21 protein-coding genes and 3 pseudogenes are annotated in these 22,240 nt (G+C 72.0%); 12 read left to right on the plus strand and 12 right to left on the minus strand.

Annotated features, from left to right (window positions below):
* Positions 1-3: 3 nt before the first annotated feature.
* From OTB16_RS30090 to OTB16_RS30110, 5 genes are all read right to left on the minus strand, one after another.
* Positions 4-930, minus strand: coding sequence for a dihydrodipicolinate synthase family protein (locus OTB16_RS30090; RefSeq protein ID WP_267724240.1), 927 nt, complete (start codon positions 928-930; stop codon positions 4-6).
* Positions 931-1,006: 76 nt separating this feature from the next.
* Positions 1,007-2,581 carry an FAD/NAD(P)-dependent oxidoreductase gene (locus tag OTB16_RS30095; RefSeq protein ID WP_267724242.1) on the minus strand — a complete coding sequence of 525 codons (1,575 nt, stop codon included), beginning with the start codon at positions 2,579-2,581 and terminating at the stop codon, positions 1,007-1,009.
* A complete protein-coding gene (locus OTB16_RS30100; RefSeq protein ID WP_267724244.1) occupies positions 2,562-2,873 on the minus strand; it encodes a (2Fe-2S)-binding protein in 312 nt (103 codons plus the stop codon). The genes OTB16_RS30095 and OTB16_RS30100 overlap by 20 nt, the downstream gene beginning before the upstream one ends.
* A complete protein-coding gene (locus tag OTB16_RS30105) occupies positions 2,873-4,084 on the minus strand; it encodes an NAD(P)/FAD-dependent oxidoreductase (RefSeq protein ID WP_267724246.1) in 1,212 nt (403 codons plus the stop codon). The genes OTB16_RS30100 and OTB16_RS30105 overlap by 1 nt, the downstream gene beginning before the upstream one ends.
* Before the next feature lie 154 nt (positions 4,085-4,238).
* Complete coding sequence (locus OTB16_RS30110; RefSeq protein ID WP_267724248.1) at positions 4,239-6,626, minus strand: collagenase; 2,388 nt, start codon at positions 6,624-6,626, stop codon at positions 4,239-4,241.
* A 222-nt stretch (positions 6,627-6,848) separates the two neighbouring features.
* Here OTB16_RS30110 and OTB16_RS30115 point away from each other — a divergent pair, with 222 nt between their 5' ends.
* The 4 genes and pseudogenes from OTB16_RS30115 to OTB16_RS30130 all read left to right on the plus strand — a co-directional run bounded on the left by OTB16_RS30115 (position 6,849) and on the right by OTB16_RS30130 (position 9,700).
* Positions 6,849-8,297 (plus strand): aminopeptidase P family protein, encoded by a 1,449-nt coding sequence (locus OTB16_RS30115; RefSeq protein ID WP_420717827.1) that lies wholly within the window; start codon positions 6,849-6,851, stop codon positions 8,295-8,297.
* Positions 8,298-8,339: 42 nt separating this feature from the next.
* Positions 8,340-8,878: pseudogene (locus OTB16_RS30120) on the plus strand (IS701 family transposase); the annotation flags it as partial.
* Positions 8,879-8,910: 32 nt separating this feature from the next.
* Positions 8,911-9,219, plus strand: a pseudogene (locus OTB16_RS30125) (peptidylprolyl isomerase); the annotation flags it as partial.
* 256 nt (positions 9,220-9,475) lie between these two features.
* Positions 9,476-9,700, plus strand: coding sequence for a hypothetical protein (locus OTB16_RS30130; protein WP_267724249.1), 225 nt, complete (start codon positions 9,476-9,478; stop codon positions 9,698-9,700).
* A gap of 183 nt (positions 9,701-9,883) precedes the next feature.
* On the opposite strand, the gene OTB16_RS30135 is transcribed toward OTB16_RS30130, so the two are convergent.
* Positions 9,884-10,141 carry a M35 family metalloendopeptidase gene (locus OTB16_RS30135; RefSeq protein ID WP_267724251.1) on the minus strand — a complete coding sequence of 86 codons (258 nt, stop codon included), beginning with the start codon at positions 10,139-10,141 and terminating at the stop codon, positions 9,884-9,886.
* Between the two features lie 703 nt (positions 10,142-10,844).
* The gene (locus OTB16_RS30140) at positions 10,845-11,558 is read right to left on the minus strand and encodes a hypothetical protein (protein WP_267724253.1); all 714 of its coding nucleotides are present in this window, start codon (positions 11,556-11,558) and stop codon (positions 10,845-10,847) included.
* 140 nt (positions 11,559-11,698) lie between these two features.
* Between OTB16_RS30140 and OTB16_RS30145 the strand changes: the two genes are divergently transcribed.
* Positions 11,699-11,839, plus strand: a complete 141-nt coding sequence (locus OTB16_RS30145; RefSeq protein WP_267724255.1) for a hypothetical protein — start codon at positions 11,699-11,701, stop codon at positions 11,837-11,839.
* Between the two features lie 1,639 nt (positions 11,840-13,478).
* Here OTB16_RS30145 and OTB16_RS39705 read toward each other — a convergent pair.
* Positions 13,479-14,036 carry a cold-shock protein gene (locus OTB16_RS39705; protein ID WP_420717829.1) on the minus strand — a complete coding sequence of 186 codons (558 nt, stop codon included), beginning with the start codon at positions 14,034-14,036 and terminating at the stop codon, positions 13,479-13,481.
* Positions 14,037-14,143: 107 nt separating this feature from the next.
* Here OTB16_RS39705 and OTB16_RS30150 point away from each other — a divergent pair, with 107 nt between their 5' ends.
* Positions 14,144-14,533 (plus strand): VOC family protein, encoded by a 390-nt coding sequence (locus OTB16_RS30150; protein ID WP_267724257.1) that lies wholly within the window; start codon positions 14,144-14,146, stop codon positions 14,531-14,533.
* On the opposite strand, the gene OTB16_RS30155 is transcribed toward OTB16_RS30150, so the two are convergent.
* A complete protein-coding gene (locus OTB16_RS30155; RefSeq protein WP_267724259.1) occupies positions 14,466-14,801 on the minus strand; it encodes a TetR-like C-terminal domain-containing protein in 336 nt (111 codons plus the stop codon). The genes OTB16_RS30150 and OTB16_RS30155 overlap by 68 nt on opposite strands.
* Between OTB16_RS30155 and OTB16_RS30160 the strand changes: the two genes are divergently transcribed.
* Positions 14,794-15,201, plus strand: coding sequence for a RidA family protein (locus OTB16_RS30160; RefSeq protein WP_267724261.1), 408 nt, complete (start codon positions 14,794-14,796; stop codon positions 15,199-15,201). The genes OTB16_RS30155 and OTB16_RS30160 overlap by 8 nt on opposite strands.
* A 35-nt stretch (positions 15,202-15,236) precedes the next feature.
* Positions 15,237-15,901, plus strand: a pseudogene (locus OTB16_RS30165) (IS5 family transposase).
* Positions 15,902-15,916: 15 nt separating this feature from the next.
* Here the strand turns inward: OTB16_RS30165 and OTB16_RS30170 are convergent.
* Positions 15,917-16,825: a LysR family transcriptional regulator gene (locus tag OTB16_RS30170; RefSeq protein WP_267724263.1), complete on the minus strand. Its 909-nt coding sequence runs from the start codon at positions 16,823-16,825 to the stop codon at positions 15,917-15,919.
* A 109-nt stretch (positions 16,826-16,934) separates the two neighbouring features.
* Between OTB16_RS30170 and OTB16_RS30175 the strand changes: the two genes are divergently transcribed.
* Positions 16,935-17,681, plus strand: coding sequence for an SDR family NAD(P)-dependent oxidoreductase (locus OTB16_RS30175; protein WP_267724265.1), 747 nt, complete (start codon positions 16,935-16,937; stop codon positions 17,679-17,681).
* Positions 17,682-17,733: 52 nt separating this feature from the next.
* On the plus strand, positions 17,734-17,940 hold the full coding sequence (locus OTB16_RS30180; protein ID WP_267724266.1) for a tautomerase family protein: 207 nt from the start codon (positions 17,734-17,736) through the stop codon (positions 17,938-17,940).
* 49 nt (positions 17,941-17,989) lie between these two features.
* On the opposite strand, the gene OTB16_RS30185 is transcribed toward OTB16_RS30180, so the two are convergent.
* Together OTB16_RS30185 and OTB16_RS30190 are read right to left on the minus strand one after the other, a co-directional pair.
* Positions 17,990-18,388: a RidA family protein gene (locus OTB16_RS30185; protein ID WP_267724268.1), complete on the minus strand. Its 399-nt coding sequence runs from the start codon at positions 18,386-18,388 to the stop codon at positions 17,990-17,992.
* Positions 18,385-19,605, minus strand: a complete 1,221-nt coding sequence (locus OTB16_RS30190) for an acyl-CoA dehydrogenase family protein (RefSeq protein WP_267724270.1) — start codon at positions 19,603-19,605, stop codon at positions 18,385-18,387. Before OTB16_RS30190 ends, OTB16_RS30185 begins: the two co-directional genes overlap by 4 nt.
* 145 nt (positions 19,606-19,750) lie before the next feature.
* Between OTB16_RS30190 and OTB16_RS30195 the strand changes: the two genes are divergently transcribed.
* Both OTB16_RS30195 and OTB16_RS30200 read left to right on the plus strand, forming a co-directional pair.
* Positions 19,751-21,373 (plus strand): AMP-binding protein, encoded by a 1,623-nt coding sequence (locus OTB16_RS30195; protein ID WP_267724272.1) that lies wholly within the window; start codon positions 19,751-19,753, stop codon positions 21,371-21,373.
* A 4-nt stretch (positions 21,374-21,377) separates the two neighbouring features.
* Positions 21,378-22,178: a PaaX family transcriptional regulator gene (locus tag OTB16_RS30200; RefSeq protein ID WP_267724273.1), complete on the plus strand. Its 801-nt coding sequence runs from the start codon at positions 21,378-21,380 to the stop codon at positions 22,176-22,178.
* Positions 22,179-22,240 lie beyond the last annotated feature (62 nt).

The following is a 22,240-nucleotide window of genomic DNA, read 5'->3' on the forward strand; positions in this document are numbered from 1 at the left end:
CGGCTAGTTGAGACCCTCGGCGAGGGCCTTCTCGGTGGCGGCGCGGACGGCGGCCTCGGTCTCGCCCGTGAGCGGGAAGCGGGGCGGGCGGGTGGCGCCGCCGGGGCGGCCGGCCAGGTCCATGGAGAGCTTGATGGCCTGGACGAACTCGGTCTTGGAGTCCCAGCGAAGCAGGGAGTGCAGGGACTTGTAGAGCGGCAGGGCGGTGTCGAGGTCGCCGGCGACGGCGGCCCGGTAGAGGGTGGCGCAGGACTGCGGCAGGGCGTTGGGGTAGCCGGCGATCCAGCCGACCGCGCCGGCGAGGGCGAGTTCGAGGAGAACGTCGTCGGCGCCGATCAGCAGGTCCAGGCCGGGGGCGAGCTCGGCGATCTCGTAGGCGCGGCGCACGTCCCCGCTGAACTCCTTGACGGCGACGATCGATCCGTCGGCGTGGAGGCGGGCGAGGAGCGCCGGGGTCAGGTCCACCTTGGTGTCGATGGGGTTGTTGTACGCGACGACGGGCAGTCCGGCCGCGGCCACGTCGGCGTAGTGGGCGCGGACGGCGTCCTCGTCGGCCCGGAAGGCGTTCGGGGGCAGCAGGAGGACGGATCCGGCGCCGGCCTCGGCGGCCTGGTCCGCCCAGCGGCGGGCTTCGGCGCTGCCGTAGGCGGCGACGCCGGGCATGACCCGGCGTCCGTCGCCGGCGGCCTCGACGGCGGTGCGGACGACGCGGGCCCGCTCCTCGTCGGTCAGGGTCTGGTACTCGCCGAGGGAGCCGTTGGGGACCACGCCGTCGCAGCCGTTGGCGATGAGCCAGGCGACGTGTTCGGCGTACGCGTCGTGGTCGACGCTGAGGTCCTCGCGCAGGGGCAGGGCGGTGGCGACCATGATTCCGTGCCAGGGCCGGGTACGGGCGTCGCTGCGGGGCGCGGGGGTGGGCGCGTGGTTCATGTGGTGACTCCCTAGTGTGGTGTGTGACATTTTACTAGCGCGTACGAGGCGGCCACAAGGGCCCGGACGGTGCGGATCAGCGCCCCGCGCGCGGCGGTGGGGCGGCGGGGGGCCGGGTGGGGGCCTGGCCGGCGGGGGCCTGACCAGTGGGTGCCTCGCCGGCGGGGGCCTGGCCGGCGGGGGCCCCGCCGGCGGGCCGGAGTTCGGCGAGCCGCCCCAGGGTGACCGGGCAGGACAGCGGGCGCCGGTCGGCGGCCGGCTCCTCCCCGGCGAGCGCGGCGACGGCCGGGCCGCACATCCGGCCCTGGCACCAGCCCATGCCCGCCCGGGTGAGGAGTTTGGCCGTACGGGCGTCCCGGGCGCCGAGGTCCCGCACGGCCTCGCGCACCAGCCCGGCCGGGACCTCCTCGCAGCGGCACACGGGGGTGTCGTCGCGCAGCCAGCCGGTCCACCCGCCGCCGGGCCGGTGGGCGGCGCCCATCGCGTCGGCGAAGGCCCGCAGCCGGGCGCGGCGGCGGACCAGGGCGCCGGGGACCGGGCGCCCGGCAATCGCGTGGGCGGCGATCTCCCCCTCGGCCAGGGCGAGGTCGGCGCCGCCGATGCCGCCGGTCTCCCCCGCGGACCAGATGCCGGGCACGGAGGTGCGCTGGCCGGCGTCCAGGTCCAGGGCGACGGCGCCGTCGGCGCTGCGGCGGGTGGCGCACCCCAGGCCGGTGGCGAGTTCCAGCTGCGGCAGCAGCCCGTGGCCCACCGCGAGCGCGTCGCAGGCGATCCGGCGGCCGGTGCCGGGCAGCGGCCGCCAGTCCCGGTCGAGGCGGGCCACGGTGACCGCCTCGACCCGGTCGGTGCCGTGGGCCTCGGTGACGGCGTACCGGGTCAGGAGCCGGACGCGGTGGCGCAGCAGGGCCCCGCCGTACGCGGCGCCTTCGGCGAGCTTGCGGGGGTTGCGCAGCAGCACGCCGGCCCGCCGGGCGTACCCGGTGTACGCGGCGGCCTCCACCACCGCCGGGACCCCGGCCCCGGCCGCGGCGAGGGACCCGGCCACGGCGAGCAGCAGCGGCCCGCTCCCGGCGACGACGACGCGCCGGCCCGGCAGGACCAGCCCGGACTTGAGCATGGCCTGCGCCCCGCCGGCCCCGACCACCCCCGGGAGGGTCCAGCCGGGGAAGGGCAGTTGGCGCTCGTACGCGCCGGTGGCGATGAGGACGGCCCGCGCCCGCACGGCCGCGGCGCGCTCCTCGGGGCCGTGGCCGGCGACGGCGTGCAGGAGCCAGCCGTCGCCGTCCGGGACCACCGTCCAGACGTGGTGCTCGGCGAGGTGGCCGATCCGCCCGGCCGCCGCGTGGGCGCGCAGGGCGGCTTCCCTGGCGGCGAACGCGGCCCAGCCGTGGTGCAGGGCCTCGGGGCGGGCGGCGCCGAGGCCGGGGGCTGGATGGCGGTAGAACTGGCCGCCCGCCCGCTCCCCCGCGTCGAGGAGGGCGACCCGCAGGCCGAGCCCGGCGGCGGTGACGGCGGCGGCCAGCCCGGCGGGACCGGCGCCGACGACGGCGAGGTCGACGGGGGCGGCGTCGGCAGCGGTGACGGCAGCAGCGGTGGCGGTGACGGCGGCGGCGGCGGCCGGGCGGGCGGGCTCAGACGGCGAGGTCGGCATGTCCGGTGCCCTCCTGGGTGGTGACGTCGTCCCCGGGACGGGCCGGAACGAGGCAGGCGCGCTGGTTGGGGCGGCCGTTGACGGTGACGAGGCAGTCGTAGCAGGCCCCGATGCCGCAGAACGCCCCGCGCGGGGCGCCGGTCCCGCGGGTGGTCCGCCAGGCGAGGATGCCCGCGGCCCACAGCACGGCGGCGATGGACTGGCCCGGCTGGACGGGGAGTTCGCGGCCGTCGAAGCGGACGGTGTGCTCCGCGGCCGGGGCGCCGCCGACCAGTGAGCGGGGGCTGCGCATCAGGGGGTCCTCCTCGGGGGGTGCGGCGGCGGCGCCGACGCGGGCTGGTGCGGCTGCTGCGGCGGCGGGGCCTGGTCGAAGCGGTCGGGGCGGAACGGCCCCCAGGGGAGCGGGGGTTCGGTGCCCGTCAGGGCGGCGGCGATCAGCGCGCCGGTGCCGGGGGCCAGGCCGATGCCGGCGCCCTCGTGGCCGCAGGCGTGCAGCAGGCCGGGGACGCGGGGGTCCGGGCCGATCGCCGGGAGGTGGTCGGGGAGGTAGGGGCGGAAGCCGTGGTAGGCGCGGAGCACCCGGACGTCCGCCAGTACGGGGAACAGGGCGGCCGCCTGGACGGCGAGGCGGCGCAGCGCCTCGGTGGAGAGGGCGCGGTCGAAGCCGACGCGTTCGCGGGTGGCACCGATCAGCACCGGGCCCGCCGGGGTGCCCTCGACGACCGCCGAGGACTGCAGGGCCGCCGAGCCGCTGGCGACGTCCGCGATGTAGTCGGCGGCGTAGACCTTGTGCCGGACCACCCGCGGCAGCGGCTCGGTCACCAGGACGAAGCCGCGGCGCGGGAGCACGGGCAGGGCGGCCCCGGCGAGGTAGGCGACGCGCCCGCCCCAGGTGCCGGCGGCATTGACCACGGCGGGGGCGGCGAGTTCACGCCGGGCGGTGCGTACGCCCCGTACCGCGCCCGAGGCGTCCCGCAGGACCGCGGTGACCTCCTCGCCGAGGTGGAGCTCCGCACCCGAGGCGGCCAGCAGGCGCGCGGCGGCCTGGGCGGGCTGGACCTGGGCGTCCTGCGGGTAGTGGAACCCGCCCGCGAGGCCGGGGGCCAGGTGCGGCTCCAGTTCGTGCAGGGCGCCGGCGTCCACGTCCACGGCGGTGACCCCGGCGGCGCGCTGCCCCTCGGCGAAGGCGCGGAGCGCTGTGAGGGCCCTCTCGTCGGGGGCGACGACCAGGCCGCCCTTGGCCTCGTACTCGACGGGGGCGGGGAGCACGGCGGCGAGTTCGCGCCAGAGCCCGGCGGAGAGGAGGGCGAGGGCGAGCTCGGGGCCGGCCTCCTTGTCGGAGACCAGCAGGTTGCCCTCGCCCGCGCCGGTGGTGCCGCCCGCCACGGGGCCCCGGTCGACCACGGCCACGGAGAGGCCGGCGCGGGCCGCGTAGTAGGCGCAGGCCGCTCCGACGACGCCGGCGCCGATGATGACGGCGTCCGGGGAGTGTCTCTTGAGCACGGCAGTAATATGTCACATTCTTTAGAGGCTGCCCAGACCGTCCGACCGGCCCCGCGCCCGATGGGGCACGGGACCGGTCCGGTGCGGATCAGCCGGTGCGGAGAGGCCGGTGCGATCGGCCTGTGCGAGCGGCCTGTGCGGCGGCCGGTGCGGATCAGCCGCGGAGGGGGCCCTCACAGCTGTAGGAGGACGAGCCGGCGACCTTGTTGGTCCAGATCTCGATCGGCCCGAAGGAGCAGTTCATGTCGGCGAGGTTGTTGGAGGCCGCGCCCGCCCGGTCGAGGATGAAGTAGTCGACCGTCTCGGACATGTCCTTGAAGTTCTGGTCGTCGCTGCGCCAGTTCTTCAGGTTCGCGGTGATCCGGCCCGTACAGGTGAAGCGGCGCTTGCCCGGGTCGCCGTTCTCCACGCAGTCCGGGGTGTTGTAGGTCGCCGTGGCGAACGAGGACTTCACGGAGGCGAGCGCCGCGTCGCGCAGCTGCCCGTTGGGGGTGAAGGTGGTGTTCGGCACGAAGAGCTGGTCGACCTTGGCGATCTGCGCGGTGAGGAAGCGGTCGTAGTCGCGCTGGAGGTAGGTGTCGGCGCCCGTCCGGTGGCGCCATGCGTCGTACGCGGCGACGTCGTTGTTGCGCAGGTGGGTGTACATCTCGCGCAGCAGCGAGGGCTTCTCGGCCCACAGGAACTCGAAGAAGGTGCCCGCGTAGCTGTAGAAGCGGAAGCCGTCGCCGTCGTAGGTGGCGTTCAGGAGCTGCTCCACCGTCATCCGCGGGCCGCCGCCGGCCGTGTCGCTGATGATGCTCCTGACCAGTGACTTGCGGACGGCGATGCCGTTGTCGCGGGTGGCGCCGTCGAAGAACTCGGCCGTCCCCTCGTCCATGGCGGTCGTCCGGTCGCTCTCGTACCAGGGGCCCTCGCCGAAGAACCCGGGCACCGCGTACCGGCCGTTGAGGTAGTGCGTGTACTCGTGGCGGAAGAGCTCCTCGAGGGTGAGGGAGGAGTCCTGCGGGACGCGGCGCTGGTAGGTGTAGAAGGTGGCGCCGTTCTCGATGTAGATGCCGCCGTTGTTGGTGTCGTAGCCCGTCAGGATCGGGTGGTAGTTCTCGTAGTCGGCGCGCGAGCCGTACAGCACGATGTTCAGCGTCGTGTTGGGGTCGCCGGCCAGCGGCTGGTCGGTGCCGAGGACGCGGTGGAACTGGGCCTTGACCTGCTTGCTCGCGTAGTAGAGCTGGTCGACGGTGGCGTGGTCCAGGCCGGTGCGGACCTTGATGGCGCCGTTGTCGTAGGTGTAGGTGTAGGGGAAGATCTGCCGCTCGATGTCCTCCTTGCAGACCCCGTACGGCTTGCAGGCCTGGAAGTAGTTGAGCCAGGACACGACCTTGGCCCAGGGCTGGCTGCCGTTGCCGAAGGCCGTCCTGACGGGCTCCAGCATGGCGCCCAGGTCGGCGGTGATCTGGTCCCGCAGGGCCGGGATCTCGCCGAAGCGGCCGTACTCGCCGATCGCGTCGCGCACCACCCAGGCGTTGGCGGTGCCCTTGAGGTGGACGTAGCCCGCGAAGGCCTTGAAGGCGGCCCGGTAGGCGGGGTCGGCGGCCGCCGCGGACTGGAAGGCCGCGTCCTGGTTGCCCGGGTAGACGCCCAGGTAGTTGACGGACAGCGCGGCCAGCGCGGCGCCCGCCCAGCCGGCGTCGAGGTGGGTGGCCGGGTGGGCCGGGTCCATGGTGGCCAGGACCTTCTTGATCAGGCCCAGCTGGTGCTGGCGCAGGCCCGGCGCGCTGGCGGCGTAGAGCGCCTCGCGCAGGGTGTTGGCGTTGCTGCGGGTGACGTCGAAGGTGCGGGCGGCGGTGCCGAAGTCGCCGATCGCCCGGCGCATCGCCTCGACCGTCGGCGCGTCCGTGACGTCGATCTCGCCGCGCGAGTAGTCGTGGTAGGCGACGGCGTGCAGATACGTGAACATCTCCTCCAGATGCGAGGAGTTGGAGCCGTCGTGGGCGGCGGACAGGCTGGATATCCGCCGGGACACGGCCTGGACGTGGGCGTCGGACATGACGGGCGCCAGGCGGGCATCCCAGGTCCAGATGAGGCCGCGCAGACAGCCGTCGGCGAGGACCGCCTGGTCGCCGAGGAAGTCGGCGAACTGCTCCGGGGTGAGGTTCGTGATCCCGTCGAGGGTGCACGGGACGGCGACGGCGAGGCCGCGCGTCGTGGGCGCCGCCTGCGCGGTCGCCCTGCGGCTCTTCTCGGTCCGCTCGCTCGCGGCGGGCGCGGCGGTGGCGGCGCCGGGGACTTGGCCGGAGAGGCCCGTCCCGCCCGGGGCGGGGGCGGGCGCCGGGGTGGTGTCCCGGGCGTTGGCGAAGCGGTCGACCTCGTCGAACGGGTTGACCGCCGGAGCCGCCGGAGCCCCGGAGGAGAAGGTGCCGGGCGCCGCGGTGGCGGGGATCCCCCGGTCGGCGGCCTGGGTCACGGCCTGGCCGGCGGTGGCGAGGAGGGTGACCGCCACGGCGGCGGAGAGGAGGGACGTGCGCACAGCTCTGTGCTGGAACACCAAGAACTCCTGTTGGGAGGGGAGGTGGGGGACGTGGTGCGGTAGTGCGGTGGTGCGTCGCGGATGGCGCGGATGGCGCGGATGGCGCGGATGAACTGCCCTGCGTCACGCAGCGTTTGACGGGGATTAATGTGCCGCGGTGTGAGCTGTAACATAGTAATGTGAAATTGCACTGACAAGCCCTGTGAGCCCACCAGTTCGCATCTTCTTGAGGGAGCCCCCGTGACCGACACCCCCTCCGGCACCCCTTCCGGCACCTCTTCCTCCGGCCCCTCCGGCCCCGCCCCCCGACTCAACACCGGCAGCCACGACCTGCCGGTGTCCCCCGAACTGTCCCGGTTCATGGCGGGGAACTGGGCCGCGTCCCCCCTGCCCGGCTCCGCGCACGTCGCCGCCCGTGCCGTCACCCCGGCCCGCCGCGCCCGGCTGTCGGCACGCTTCCCGGGCGAGCGGCTGATCGTCCGGGCCGGCGACCTCAAGGTCCGCTCCAACGACTGCGACCACCGCTTCCGCCCGCACAGCGCGTACGCCTGGCTGACCGGCCTCACCGGCGAGGACCAGGTGGGACACGTCCTGGTCATGGAACCGTCGGGTCCGCACGCCCACGAGGCCGTGCTGTACCTGCGGCCGCGCTCGCCGCGGGCCGGCGGGAACGAGGAGTTCTACCGCGACCGCCGCTACGGGGAGTTCTGGGTGGGCCGCCGGGCGGACCTCGCGGAGGCGGAGCGCCTGACCGGCATCCGCTGCGCCCACCTGGACACCCTGGGCTCACCGGGTGGCCGCGACGCGGCCTCCGACACGGAACTGGCCGTCGCGCTCTCGGAGTTGCGGTTGGTGAAGGACGCCTGGGAGGTCGAGCAGCTCCAACTGGCGGTCGACCACACGACGGCGGGCTTCGAGGACGTCGTACGGGAACTGCCGCGGGCCCTGGCGCATCCGCGCGGGGAGCGGTGGATCGAGGGGGTCTTCGGCCTGCGCGCCCGGGCGGAGGGCAACGGCACGGGCTACGACACCATCGCGGCCTCCGGCGCCCACGCCTGCGTACTGCACTGGATCCGCAACGACGGCCGGCTCGACCGGGACGAACTGCTGCTCCTGGACGCGGGCGTGGAGACGGACACCCTGTACACGGCCGACATCACCCGCACCCTCCCGCTGTCGGGCCGCTTCTCCTCCGTGCAGCGGCAGGTGTACGAGGTGGTCCTGGCCGCCCAGGAGGCGGGCATGGCGGCGCTGCGGCCGGGCGCGAGCTTCCGCGACTTCCACCGGGCCGGGATGCGGGTCATCGCGGAGGGCCTGGCGCAGTGGGGCGTCCTCAAGCACGCCGAGGGCGACCTGCACCGGCGCTACACCCTGTGCAGCAGCGGCCACATGCTCGGCCTGGACGTGCACGACTGCGCGCAGGCGCGGGCGGACACCTACCTCGACGGCGTGCTGGAGGAGGGCCAGGTCCTGACGGTGGAGCCGGGGCTGTACCTCCAGCCGGACGACGAGACCCTCCCGCCGGAGCTGCGCGGCATCGGCGTCCGCATCGAGGACGACCTCGTCGTCACGTCGGACGGGGCCCGCCTGATGTCGGGCGCGCTGCCGCGCACGGTGGCGGGCGTCGAGGAGTGGATGGGGAACCTGCTGGAGGGCTGGGCCGGGCCCAGGCTAGTAGTGCTTTGTTAGCTGGGTCTTGTCACGGTGGGTGTCTGGTAGTTCGCTGGTTGTATGAGGGCTGGGGAACTTGCTGGGTGTCGGGTCCGGTTGGAGGAGTTCACCTCCGAGGTGTTCGCGCCGTTGGCGCGGCGGGATCAGCGGGTCAAGGGCGGCCTGTATCTGCGGGGCTTGCTGCTGGACGGCCGGCGCAAGTCGATGCAGCCGATGGCCGAACGCCTCGGCGTGGACCATCAGCAGTTGCAGCAGTTCATGACGTCCTCGACCTGGCCGGTCCGGGACGTCCGGGCCCGACTCGCGTGGCGGGCCGTGCGGGCGGTCCGCCCGCAGGTGTGGGTGGTGGACGACACCGGATTTCCCAAAGACGGGAAGGCATCCGCGGGGGTAGCCCGCCAATACCGGGGACTGTGGGGAAGGTCGGAAACTGCCAGATCGGGGTCAGTGTCCATGCGGCCTCGGACGTGGCTTCGTGCCCGCTGGCCTGGCGTTTGTTCCTGCCCGCCTCCTGGGACGGACCGGACGCGGCAGCACGCAGGGAGGCCTGCCGGATCCCCGCTGAGGAACAGCATCAGCCGAAATGGCGGCTTGCGGTCACGTGGTCCGGGTGCCTGAACCCTCGGGTCCGATGGTCACCGACGTCGTGTTCTTCGACGTCACCATCGGTGGCGTCCAGGCGGGCAGGATCACCTTCGGGCTGATGGGCAAGACCGTTCCGAAGACCGTGAGGAACTTTGTGGAGCTGGCGCGGAAGCCGGTCGGGGCGGGCTACAAGGGATCGAAGTTCCACCGAGTGATCAAGGACTTCATGATCCAGGGCGGAGATTTCACCAAGGGCGACGGAACCGGCGGGCAGAGCGTCTACGGTGAACGGTTCGCGGATGATAACTTCAGGCTCAAGCACTACGGTGCGGGATGGCTGTCGATGGCCAACGCGTCTGCGGAATGAGCACGGTCCGCCGAATCGAGAACACCGCCACCGACAGCCGCGACCGGCCACCCGGGACGTCGTCATCGCCGACTCCGGGCCCGTACGCGTGGAGAGCCCCTACCGCGTGGCGGCGGCCGACGCCACTGACGAGCACTGCTGACAGGCCCCGCTCTGCCGGAGCCACGGCGAGGATGGGCCCCGCCCCCATGTCATCGCGTGCCGGTCGTCGCTTTCCCGCAAAAACCCAGACGACCGCCGCGCCTTGGTCCTGCACGCGGCCGTCAGCCTCGCCAGCCTCGCCGTGTTCGTGCCGACCCCGCCGGCCCAGTACCGGCGCGAGAACGTCTCCGCGGTCGTCGGCTTGCCGATGTGCGTAGCCGCGGCAAGCGCGGCCGTCCACGCGTGGACGGACCTCGGCAAACCGGACGGCCCCATCAAGGACGATGCCGTGCAGGTCACCGTTACCTCGGGCCGCGCGTACCGGTAGCGGCCCGGCCCTTGGGAGGCGCCTGCCGCGCCCGGTTCGTCGCCGGTCGGCTCGGCGCTCGGCCAGACACCGGCGTGCACAGGAAGGTGCGGCTGCTGCCCGGCGTCGAGATCGGGTTGAGTGCTGCGGTGGTCACTCGCCGGGCGCGGTCCCGCGACCGCCGAGTTCCACCCCGTCGGCATGTCACCGCTGGTACTGCAGAGCATTGGCCCCTGCGGCGATGACCTCGGCGAGCCGGTGGGCGAAGGCCGCGTTGCATCCTCCGAGCCGGACGAAGCCATGGCCTGCCACCGGCCCGCCATTGCTCAACGAGGGAAGGGTCATGTCTGCGAGCGCGAGCGCCGCCTGGAGGCTGGTGACGGCGTCTTCGCCAGCCTGGTAGGCGGCATCCTGTACCCGCTTGTACTGGACTCGTTCAGCGTGGGTCATCTCGTACACCATGTCGCTGACCTTTCGTGGTAGGCGTGGTAAGCGTGGGGGGTGAGGCGCCGGAGCGCGTTGTGTGTTCGGTTCGCAGACGTGTGGCAGCGGCACACGCCGCAGTTGGCGACGGTGCAGGCCCCCACTGCCGAGCACGACGTTCCCTGGGGCACGCCGCTCGTGGGTGCGCCGGGAACGGACGTCGAGGTCTTGAGCGAGGGGTGGGTCCGAGCCGCATCGCGGAGGACGGGTTCGTGCCCGCCCGGGCGGGGACAAGAGTGGGTAGACCGTCCGACTGAGTCTGCGCACGGCCCGTGACTATCGGATTCGATCTTCGTTTCAAAGGTGCAGGCGAGCACACCTTCGACGTGGGGGAGGGACAGGGTTGGTCAAGGATTTATCCGGCACGGCCGGCGTTGCCCTTCGCGGTAGCCCCCGACCCCGATCCTCGTGCGTCGTCGTCCGACAGTGTCGTCTCCGCCGTGGCCCAGCGATGGTGCCCCGCGTGCGCACCGCGCTCCCGCGATGGGTCGCTGACCCTTGCCCGGCGGGCAGGTGAAGGATCCGGAAGTGGCCCCCGAACCGTCGGTGCGACGTCGATCACTGTTGCGGCGCCGCGGCGCTTCGCCGCCCGTTGCAGAAACCAGAACCCGTTGCCCGAGTCGAGGAGCCCTGCGGGGAGCTGTGCGAGGGCACTGCCTCACCCGTACGATTTTCATGCGCACTACCCGTACGTGTGGCTGTGCGATGGAGGGTGGACACCGTCCTCACCGCGTCTGGCCGCGGCCGTGTGTCTGAGCTGAGCGGGCGCAGAGGGCGCCGGGTTTCGGTGTCGTGGAGCGGCTTGGCGAGGCGGCCGCGTGAGGGTGATCTGGCGGACCAGCTGTTGGAAGCAGGCCAGCGCCGCGACGGCAGGGAGCGCGGACGCCGCCCCGGCGGCGATTGTTCTGGGTGCCTGGGCTACGCACAGGAGCGTAGCCAGGGTGGAGAACAGCAGGACGATGGACCAGGAATGGAGCGCGCGGCGCTGGTGCAGGGCGGATCTGAGGATGGACAGGGAGGCAACCATCCAAGGCCCGTAGATCAGTAGGGGCCACCAGATGACCACTTCACGGGCCGTGTGTGGTGCGGCGCTGTGGCGCAGGGCATCGCAGATGGCCAGCCCGCTGAGGATGCTCACCACAGCTGCAATGGCGGCGACCAGCGCTGCGGTGAACAGGCTGCCCGTCTGGAGGAGGGTGGCTACCGGCGACTTCGACGGGTTGCGGCGGTGTCCGCTGGAGGGTGGAGTGGGCGCACGCTCGGGAGGAGTGTGCTTCGATCCTGCGACGAAGCCGATGGTGCCGGCCGTGTCACCAGCGTTCTCGAAGCCGCCCTGAGTGAAGGGCTGCGGCTGCCCGAGTGCAGCGCTCTCTTGAAGAAGGCTGGCGAGTTCCATCGCCGGGTCCCATGGCGGGTGTGCCTCGCCGGGCCCGCCGAGAGGTTGCCCGGGGGAGGGGTGCTGTACGTACTCCGGCCGGCCCCAGAACGTGGAGGTCTCCGGCTGAGGGTAGAGGCCGTGGCTGTCCGGGTACCCGTATGACTCATACACAGGAGCTGCTGCCCGAGCACTCGCCGACGGCTGTTGGGGAGGGTGCGGCCTTGAGCGACCGCCTGCCGAACTCGCCCTGGAGCGTGCTCATCGTACGGAGAAAGTCCTCCAGGATCGAGGAGGAGTAGCTCAGATCGATCTTCAGGCTGTCGTGTCCCAAAGTTGCGTTCCGGGTTTCGCCACAGTCGGTTGAGCGTGGAGTGAAAGTCCACTTCCCGATCTGTGTGCCCCCGGCGTGAATGTTTCCCCCCGGCCCGTCTTCCTCTGCAGCGCTGCGGAAGGAGGCGGGTGGCTTTGCTGTTGTCATATTCCATAAACGCTTCCGATCGCGCTTTAGGTGTGTGCCATTCGGGTGATGGTGGTCGATGAGCGCGTGTTAACGCTGTCTTTTCGGTTCTGTGAACCGCCCGGATTGCAGCAGTCGTGGTCTTTTGTGCAGTCGCGCTGCCTGAGCCGCTTCCGCTTGTCTTCCCTCCGATGCCTGCCCCCTGGTCGCCCGGCTGATGATCGGTCGATAGAACGAGATGCCAAGGCCGACAGCTTGCTGCGCATGGCTGCAATCGGAGGACAGGGCGCAACTCTGCATATGCCTCTGCGTTATGTCGAGCGATCGCCTGGGCTCCGGCCCCGTGCGCCCCCCTCAACGGCAACCTTCGAAAGGACCACCTGTGGGATGCATTCTCTTGTGGATCGTTCTCATTTCCGCTGCATTGGGCGCAGGTTTCGCTGCACTGACGTCATCGGGGACTGGTCGTCTCTGGGGCGTGGATGCCCTTGAGCTCAGGCGCCAGCAGCGGTTCAAGCGCGTTCTGTCCCTCCATGTGGACGCTGTCCGGCTGTCGCGTGCGTCAGTTGCGACGTCGGTACGATCATGGGAGGAATCTGTCGGCGTCCTTCCTTGTCTGGGTGCGGAGCCGCTCCGGATCGTCCATGAACCGTGTTGGCCGCCGCCCGCACCGGGGCGTTACGGCAGGGCGCCCCGTCAAAGGCCGGCGCCGCTGGCCGAACGACTGCAGCTCTGACGTCTGTCCAGACGCTGGCAGGGCTACGTTTGTGCACGCCGGCAGGGCCGCTGGAAAAGGCCGCTGATAGCGATGAAGAACGCGGGCGATTCGTACATCGTCGCGTGCGCGGAAACCCCGGCAATATGGACATTGGCTGAGGTCTGTAAAAACCCCGGCAATCCGTGCATTGTCGGTTGCCGAATTACGCATCTGAAGTGGCAGCGCTCCGTCTCCGTCCATCTACTGCTCGACGCGTCTCTGGATAAGGCGTTGAGGGAGACGTCGAGACATCTCTCTACCGAAATGATTATCATCTGCCCGCCTCCCTGGGGTGTACCCGGGGGCAGGCCCCTGTCGAGCTGGATCGTTTCGAACACTCGGGCCGGTCCATGAGAAGGGTTGCGTGAAGATGGCCTCCTGTGACGAGTTAGCCGCTCGTGGCCCATGGTCAGCGGCAACACGGCTGGCGCGAACGGTGCGGGCAGCGCTGGCACCGTTCACACGCCGCCTGGCTGAAGCGGGCACCGCTGGCGAAACGTGCCCGCCCGGTATGAAAATGAGCGCGATAGCGGCACTTCAGGATGAGTATCGGGCCGGTTTCTCCCTGCCCCTGCCCCTGCCGACGAGCACCGTGAACGACAGTGGCGAGTGTCCGTGGTGTCGATCCCTTCGAAATCCCGAAACTGGCAGCAGGCCCCCGGCCGGCTCTGCCGGGCCCGCGGAGGGCCATCGGTCATGAGCGAAGGGTCCTGCCCATCCAGCACTATGACCGCCCTGGCTTCGTCTCCGGTGAGCAGCTTGAGCCGGGTCTCGGTCGCGGCGCCCAGCAGTACGTTTCAGGCGGACGCCGATACCCCGTGTGCCGCTCTGGATCGCCGTAGTCCTGGGCTCTCTCCGGTCGGTGGATGTTGTCGGCCCGTGGTCCCGCACTGTCCAGGGTGATGTTGAAGAGGACCTTATCGCCCTGGCGCAGAGGGTGGGCCTTGCCGTGAACTGCTGAGGCTTCTGCCCGAACGTCAGGTCCGGCGCCCTCCTGGCTGATGAGACCGACACCCCGGTCAGGGTCGAACCACTTCACGACACCACAGGGCGACACGCTTCCCGCCTCCTGCCCTCCGCTCCGGTGAAATCCGGAAGCCGACACTGTCCGCCCGCTCCACACCGGTGAGGAAGGCGTGAGCAGGGGTGTGCAGCAGCGGATCCCAGCGCGACTGCATCCGGCAGGCGCCTCTCGGGAACAACGCGCCCAGGCGGCGCGCGCCCTCCGGATGAGGTTCCTCGCGAGCCGTAGGTCTTCGGCAAGGTGAAGCGCCCAGAACATCGACACTTCCGGGTGTCGAGAATGTGGCACCGGCTCCGTCCCACGGGTACCAGTAGCCCAGAACGGACTGCGCGACGAAGAAGGGGCACCCGGTGACGCTTCAGCGGATGGACAACGTAGGCATCGTCGTCGACGACCTGGAGGCTGCCATCGCCTTCTTCACCGAGCTCGGCATGGAGCTGGAAGGCGAAGCGCAGATCGAGGGGATCTGGGCAGAGCAGACGGTCGGCCTCGACGGGGTGCGCAGCGCCATCGCGATGATGCGCACCCCGGACGGCCACATCAAGCTGGAGCTGACGAAGTTCCACACCCCCGCGGCTATCACCACCGGACCGCTCGACCCGCCACCCAACACTCTGGGCCTGCACCGTGTCATGTTCGCCGTCGACGACATCGACGACACGGTCACCCGCCTGCGCCGCCATGGCGCTATCCGGCCTCCCAGCCACGTTCAACCGACTGGCGGCATCGGGCGGGGTCGTCTCCTGCACTGGTGAACAGCGCGTTCAGCATGGGCACGCCGTGAGCGAGTGCCTGGTGCGGCAGGGGGCCCGTGGCGACAAGTGAGGCGAGTCCGTGTCCGATGATCCAGCTCTGTGTTGCCAGTTCAAGCGGGTCGATCTCGTTGCGGAAGCGTCCGTTCGCCTTGGCCCGGTCGATGGCGCGGACGAGGCGGTGCAGGGTTTCGTCCGCGGCACCGGTGTCTTCGAGGTCGAAGCCCGCGTCGAACATCACGCGGTAGAGATCGGGGTTCTCCATGTCCATAACGCTGGTCAATCCTGAGGGGTTGCCGAAGCCCGAGGTCTACCGGCAGCTGTCGGTCGCCACCGGATCGAAGCTGGTGTTCCTGGCGGGGCAGGTCGCCCGCGATGTCGACGGTCTGCCCGTGGGCGAGGGAGACTTCGCCGCTCAGGTCGAGCAGTGCTATCTCAATATCGGCACCGCTCTGGCCGGGATCGGCGGCTCATTCGATGACGTGGCGAAGCTGACCATCTATGTCGTCGACTGGAGTTCCGAGAAGATGCCGCTGCTGGGTGAGGGCGTGGCCCGGGCGGCAGCGAAGCTGGGCATTGACCCCGTCAAGCCGATCACCCTTCTGGGCGTTGCGGCGCTGGGGGAACCGGACCTCCTGGTCGAAGTCGAAGCCACCGCGGTCATCGAATAGCCGTCGCTACGAGCAGGGAGACCGTGGGGCTAGCCATGTTGAGTCGGGGGGACTTGACGGACGGCGAGTGGGTGGTGCTGGAGCCGTTGCTGCCGGTGAGTAACAACCGGTGCGGCCGGTGGCGCGATCACCGGCAGGTGATCAACGGGATCATCCACCGGATGGGCACCGGGGTGCAGTGGCGGGAGCTGCCCGACCGCTTCGGCCCGTGGAAGAGGCCCTCGGCCGGTCCCGCGGCGGACTGACCACCAAGATTCACGTTGCCGCGGAGGGCCGCTGCCGTCCGCTGTCTTTGCTGATCACGCCAGGACAACGGGCGGACTGCACGCAGTTCGAGCCGGTCATGGACAAGATCCATGTCCCACGCGCGGGACGCGGCCGTCCCCGCCGCACGCCGGACAGCGTGAGCGCCGACAAGGCGTACAGCAATCGCAAGATCCGCGCCTACCTTCGCGGACGCGGTATCAGGCACGTGATTCCGGAGAAGAAGGACCACAAGGCCGCCCGCCTGCACCGGGGTTCGCGCGGCGGAAGGCCCCCGGGATTCGACAAAGGCCGGTACAAAGATCGCAACACAGTGGAGCGGGCCATCGGCAAGCTCAAGCCATTCAGAGCTGTGGCCACTCGATATGACAAGCGCGGATACGTCTACCTCGGCACCGTCACCGCCGCCGCACTACTCATCTGGCTCCGATCATGATCGGAGAGACAGGCCCTAGGCGCTGACCGGGGCTGTGAGGCGGGTGGTGAGTTCCTCGACGAAGGCGTCCAGGTGGGGCGGGCGCGGGCCGGTGCGGGTGGCGCAGAACCAGGTGCGGGTCAGCGGCCGCGCGCCGATGCGGACCAGGGCGAGGCCGTGCGAGGCCGCGTACGGGGCGGCCACCCAGTTGGGCAGCACGGTCACGCCCTGGCCGCCCGCCACCATCTCGATCACCAGGTCGGTCACCACCGGCATGGTGGTGATCCTGGCGGGCCGGGCGCCGGCGGGGATCGGCAGCGGCATCGACGGGATGCGCTTCTGGTCGTAGAAGTCGTAGAGGACCAGCCGGGCGCCGTCGAAGTCGCGGGCGGTCAGGTGCGCGCGGGCGGCCCACGGGTGACCGGCGGGCGCCACGGCCACCATCTCGTCCTCGAACAGCCTGGTCAGCGAGACCCGTTCCATCTGCAGGTCCGGCTTGGTGACCAGCGCGACGTCGACCAGGTCGGCGAGGAGCGCAGGAATCGGCGCGTCGTCGGCGACGGTCTCGATGCGCACGTCGATGTCCGGCTCGCGCTCGCGGAAGGCGCGGAGCACGGGCGGCAGCCACGGGAAGGTGGTGCTGCACTGGGCGGTGAAGCGGACCCGCCGGTCGCGGCCGTCGCGGAGCTCGCCCAAGTCGCGCGTGGCCGAATTCAGTTCGCCGAGGACGTAGCGGGCCGCGACCAGCAGCCGGCTGCCCGCCGCGTTGGGCACCAGGCGGCGGCCCCTGCGGTCGAAGAGGGGCATGCCGAGGCGGGCCTCCAGCCGGGTCAGCCGCTGGCTGAGGGCCGGCTGGCTGACGTACAGCCGCTCGGCGGCGGCGGTCAGCGAGCCGGCCTCGGCGGTGGCTTCCAGAAGCTCCAGGTCCCGCAGATCCACATCCATAACTTGGGATTATCACATGCTTCAATTTTGGTCGTGGTGTTATGAGTGGGGAGTTCGTACGTTTCTGGTGTCACCGGACGAACCCACCGCCGCGAAAGGCATCAGCACCATGAGCGACACCGCCACCCGCACGACCGCCCTGATCACCGGCTCCTCCAGCGGCATCGGGCTGGATATCGCCCGCGCCTTCCTGGCCAGCGGCGCCAACGTCGTCCTGAACGGCCGGGACCCGGAGCGCCTCGCGAAGGCCGCCGCCGGCCTCGGCCGCCCCGAGCGCACCGCCTGGGTCGCCGGCAGCATCGCCGAGGCTCGGACCGGCGAAGACCTCGTCCACACCGCCCTCGACCGCTTCGACAGCCTCGACGTCCTGGTCAACAACGCCGGCACCTTCTCCTCCAGCCCCTTCACCGAGGTCACCGAGGCCGAGCTCGACGGCTTCCTGACCGGCAATCTGAAGGGCACCTACCTCACCACCCAGGCCTTCGTACGGGCGCTGCGCGCACAGGGCCGGGGCGGCAGCGTCGTCAACATCGGCACCGTCCTGGTGGACCACGCGGTGGCGGGTTTCCCGGCCTCCGCGCCCGTGGTCAGCAAGGCCGGTGTGCACGCGCTGACGACGGCCCTGTCCGCCGAGCTCGCGGCCGACGGCATCCGCGTCAACCTGGTGGCGCCCGGCATCGTCCGCACCCCGCTGCACTCGGGCTCCGACGTGGACTCCTTCGGCGGGATCGCCCTGCTCGGCCGGGTCGCGGAGGTGTCGGAGATCTCCGAGGCGGTGCTCTACCTCGCGGGCGCCGAGTTCGTCACCGGCCACGCCCTGCGCGTGGACGGCGGCTACGTCACCGGCCGTTCCTGACCACACTGCCCGCCACCGCCCGCTCCCCGACACCCCGGAAGGACCTGCCGCCATGCCGTACGTCAATGTCAAGATCACCCGTGAGGGCGCCACGGCCGCACAGAAGGCCGAGATCATCGCCGGTGTCACCGAGCTGCTGGTCCGGGTCCTCGACAAGGACCCGGCCACCACGTTCGTCCTCATCGACGAGGTCGCCCTGGAAGACTGGGGCGTCGGCGGCCTCCCGACCGAGGAGTACCGCCGACGCGCCCGCGGCTAGGCCGTCTCTTTCGGATCTTGGCGGGCCCGGCCGATCGGCAAGACGCCCTCTACGGAAGGACCGCGACCCCGTCGAGTTCGACCAGCGCCTCTTCGTCCCAGAGGCGGACCACGCCGACGAGGGCCATCGCCGGATAGTCGCGGCCCGCCAACCGGCGCCAGACCCGGCCCAGTTCGGCCGCGTGGGTGCGGTACGCCGCCACGTCCGTCGCGTACACCGTCACCCGGGCCAGGTCCGCCGGGGCGCCGCCGGCCGCGGCGAGGGCGGCGAGGAGGTTGGCCAGGGCGCACTCGAACTGCTCCGGCAGGCTCTCGCCCACGACCTTGCCGGAGGTGTCGAGCGCGGTCTGGCCGGCCAGGAACACCAGCCGGGAGCCGGTCGCCGCCACCGCGTGCGAGAAGCCCGTCGGCGGCGACAGCTCGGCCGGGTTGATCCGCTCCAGGCTCATCGTGCGACCGCCGCCCCGAACGGGCCGCCCGACGGGTCCCGCGCCGGGTCCTCGGACGGGCTGCCGGACGGGGCGGCGGGCTCGGCGCCCCGCGGCGCCGCCGGGAGGTTCCGGTACAGCTCCTTCGCGATGATCGTGCGCTGCACCTCGCTGGCCCCCTCGTAGATCCGCGGCGCCCGCACCTCCCGGTAGAGGTGTTCCAGCAGGTGGCCCCGGCGCAGGGCGACCGCCCCGTGCAGCTGCACGGCGTGGTCGACCACGTACTGGGCCGTCTCGGTGGCCAGCAGTTTCGCCATCGCGGCCCGGCGCGGCACGTCCGGGGAGCCCCGGTCGTGGGCGGCGGCCGCCGCGTACACCAGCAGCCGGGCCGCCTCCGTGCGGGTGGCCATCTCCGCCACCCGGTGCGCCACCGCCTGGAGGTCGCCCAGCACCCCGCCGAAGGCGGTCCGGGCCGCCGTGTGCGCGAGCGTCGCGTCGAGGGCGGCCCGGGCCATGCCCACCGCGAACGCCCCGACGCTCGGCCGGAACAGGTTGAGGGTGTCCATCGCGACCCGGAACCCCTGCCCCGGCAGGCCGAGCAGATCCTCGGGTCCGACCGGGACACCGTCGAAGGCGAGGGAACCGATGGGGTGCGGGGACAGCATGTCCAGGGCTTCGCCGCCGAGGCCGGGGCGGTCCGCCGGGACCAGGAACGCCGACACCCCCTTCGCGCCCGGCGCCTCACCCGTCCGGGCGAACACGGTGTAGAAATCCGCCTCCGGGGCGTTCGAGATCCAGCACTTCTCGCCGCGCAGCCGCCAGCCCACCCCGTCGGGCACCGCCGCCAGCGCCAGCGCCGCCGCGTCCGAGCCGGCCCCGGGCTCGCTCAGCGCGAAGGCGGCCACCGCCCGGCCGGCCCGCACCTCCGGCAGCCAGCGGTCCCGCTGCGCGTCGCTGCCGGCCCGCAGTACCGGGTGAGCGCCGAGCCCCTGCAGGGCCAGCGCCGTCTCGGCCTCCGTGCAGCCGTAGGCGAGGGATTCGCGCAGCAGGCACAGGTCCAGCGCGCCCGAGGTGAACACCCGCTCCAGCAGGCCCAGCTCCCCCAGCGCCGCCAGCAGCGGGCGGTTGACCCGTCCCGGCTCCCCCTTCCCGGCGAGCGGCCCGAGCCGCTCGGCCGCCAGGGTGCGCAACCGCGCGCACCACTCCTCCTGCTCCACCCCGAGCGCGAATCCGGTCATTCGAACATCCCCGCATCTATCGCGTCCTGTTGACTGTCGTCACCATCACGATACGCTCCTGGAGCACCTTCCAGCAGTGGCCGGGAGGGCGATCGCACGGCCGGCTCCACCTCACCCCGGACCGTCGCAAGGGGGCGAACCCGCCTTGGACCTCAACCCATCCGCGCACGCCGACACCTTCGCCCGTGACCACCTGCCACCCGCGGGCAGCTGGCCGCACCTCGTCTTCGAGCTGCCCGAACTGGCCTATCCGGACCGCCTGAACTGCGCGGCCGAGCTGCTGGACACCACCATCGCCCGGTTCGGCCCCGACCGCCCGGCCTTCCGCAGCGGCTCCGGGGAGGTGTGGACGTACGGCGGGCTGCGTGAGCGCGTGGACCGGCTCGCCCACGTGCTCACGGCCGACCTCGGGGTCGTCCCCGGCAACCGGGTGCTCCTGCGCGGCCCCACCGGCCCCTGGCTCGCCGCCTGCTGGCTCGCGGTGGTCAAGGCGGGCGCGGTGGCGGTCACCGTGCTGCCCCAGCAGCGGGCGCAGGAGCTGGCCACGGTCTGCGCGCTGGCCCGGGTGGGGCACGCCCTGTGCCACGCCGACGTCACGGAGGACCTGGCCAGGGCCGAGGTGCCGGGGCTGCGCATCACCCCGTACGGGGGCGGGGCCCCGGACGACCTGCTGCGCCTCGCCGAGCGGTACGGGGGGACGCCCTTCGCCGCCGTGGAGACCTCCGCCGACGACGTGGCCCTGATCGCGTTCACCTCCGGCACCACCGGGCGCCCCAAGGGCTGCATGCACTTCCACCGCGACGTGCTGTCGGTGGCCGACACCTTCTCCCGCAGCGTGCTGCGACCCCGGCCGGACGACGTGTTCGCGGGCAGTCCGCCGCTCGGGTTCACCTTCGGCCTCGGCGGGCTGGTCGTCTTCCCGCTGCGCGCGGGGGCGTGCGCGCTGCTGCTGGAGGAGGCGGGTCCGCGGCACCTTCTGCCCGCGCTCGCCGAGCACCGGGTGACGGTCCTGTTCACCGCGCCGACCGCGTACCGGGCGATGCTGGACGCGCTGGGCCCGTACGACGTGGGCGCGTACGACCTGTCGGCGCTGCGCCGCTGCGTGTCGGCCGGGGAGAACCTGCCCGCGGCGACCTGGCAAGCGTGGCTGGAGCGGACCGGGCTGCGGATCATCAACGGCATCGGGGCGACCGAGCTGCTGCACATCTTCATCTCGGCCGCCGACGAGGACATCCGCCCCGGTACGACCGGCCGGGTGGTACCGGGCTGGCAGGCCCGGGTGGTGGACCGCTCCGGGCGGCCGGTCGCCGACAACGAGCCCGGGCTGCTGGCCGTACGGGGCCCGGTGGGCTGCCGCTACCTCGCCGATCCGCGGCAGGCGGACTACGTGCAGGGGGGCTGGAACCTGACCGGTGACACCTACGTGCGCGACCCGGAGGGCTACTTCCGGTACGTCGCCCGCGCCGACGACATGATCATCTCGTCGGGTTACAACATCGCCGGACCGGAGGTCGAGGAGGCCCTGCTGCGTCACCCGGACGTGGTGGAGGCGGCGGTGGTCGGCCGCCCCGACGAGCGGCGCGGCCAGATCGTGGTGGCGTACGCCGTCGCCCGCCCGGGCGCGGCGCTGTCCGAGGAGGCGCTGCGGACCTTCATGCGGGCCGAGCTGGCCCCGCACAAGTGCCCGCGGGTCTTCGTCTTCATGCCCGCGCTGCCCCGGACGGCGACGGGCAAGCTGCAACGCTTCCGGCTGCGCGATCTAGAGTGAACCCGTGGTCGAGCTGCACACCCCGCGATCCCTGATCGTCACGTTCTACGGTGCCTACGGGCGGGCCTTCGAGGGCCCGGTCCCGGTGTCCGCGCTGATCCGCCTGCTGGGCGCGGCCGGCGTGGACGCCCCGTCGGTCCGCTCGTCGGTGTCCCGGCTGAAGCGGCGGGGCCTCCTGCTGCCCGCGCGCGCGGCGGACGGCTCGGCGGCGTACGAGCTGTCCGCGGAGGCGCGGCAGCTCCTGGACGACGGCGACCGGCGGATCTACGGCAGCCCGCCGCCCTGCGACGAGTGGCTGGTGGCGGTCTTCTCCGTGCCGGAACAGGAGCGGCACAAGCGGCACCTGCTCCGCTCGCGGCTGGCCCGGCTCGGCTTCGGGACGGTGGCGCCGGGGGTGTGGATCGCCCCCGCCGGGCTCGCGGTGGAGACGGGTCACACCCTGGACCGGCTGGGCCTGACCCCGTACGTGGAGCTGTTCCGCGGCGCGCACCTCGGCTTCGCGCCGACCGCCGAGGCGGTGGCCCGCTGGTGGGACCTGGCGGGCCTGGCCAAACAGCACGAGGAGTTCCTCGACCTGCACGAGCCGGCCCTCCGGGCCCTCCAGTCGGGCCCGGAGCCGACCCCGGAGGAGGCCTACCGCGGCTACCTCCTGGCCCTGGACACCTGGCGCCACCTTCCGTACGCCGACCCCGGGCTCCCCCGCGCGCTGCTCCCGGCGGACTGGCCGGGCGACCGGGCGGCGGCCGTTTTCGCGGAGCTGCACGCGCGGCTGCGGGACTCCGGCGGGCGGTTCGCCGGACCGTGAGGGGCGGGCCCGGCGGCGAAGACAGCGGGAACGGCGGGGACAGCGGGGACAGCGGCGGAAAA

Source organism: Streptomyces antarcticus (assembly GCF_026627255.1).
GTDB classification, from domain to species: domain Bacteria; phylum Actinomycetota; class Actinomycetes; order Streptomycetales; family Streptomycetaceae; genus Streptomyces; species Streptomyces antarcticus.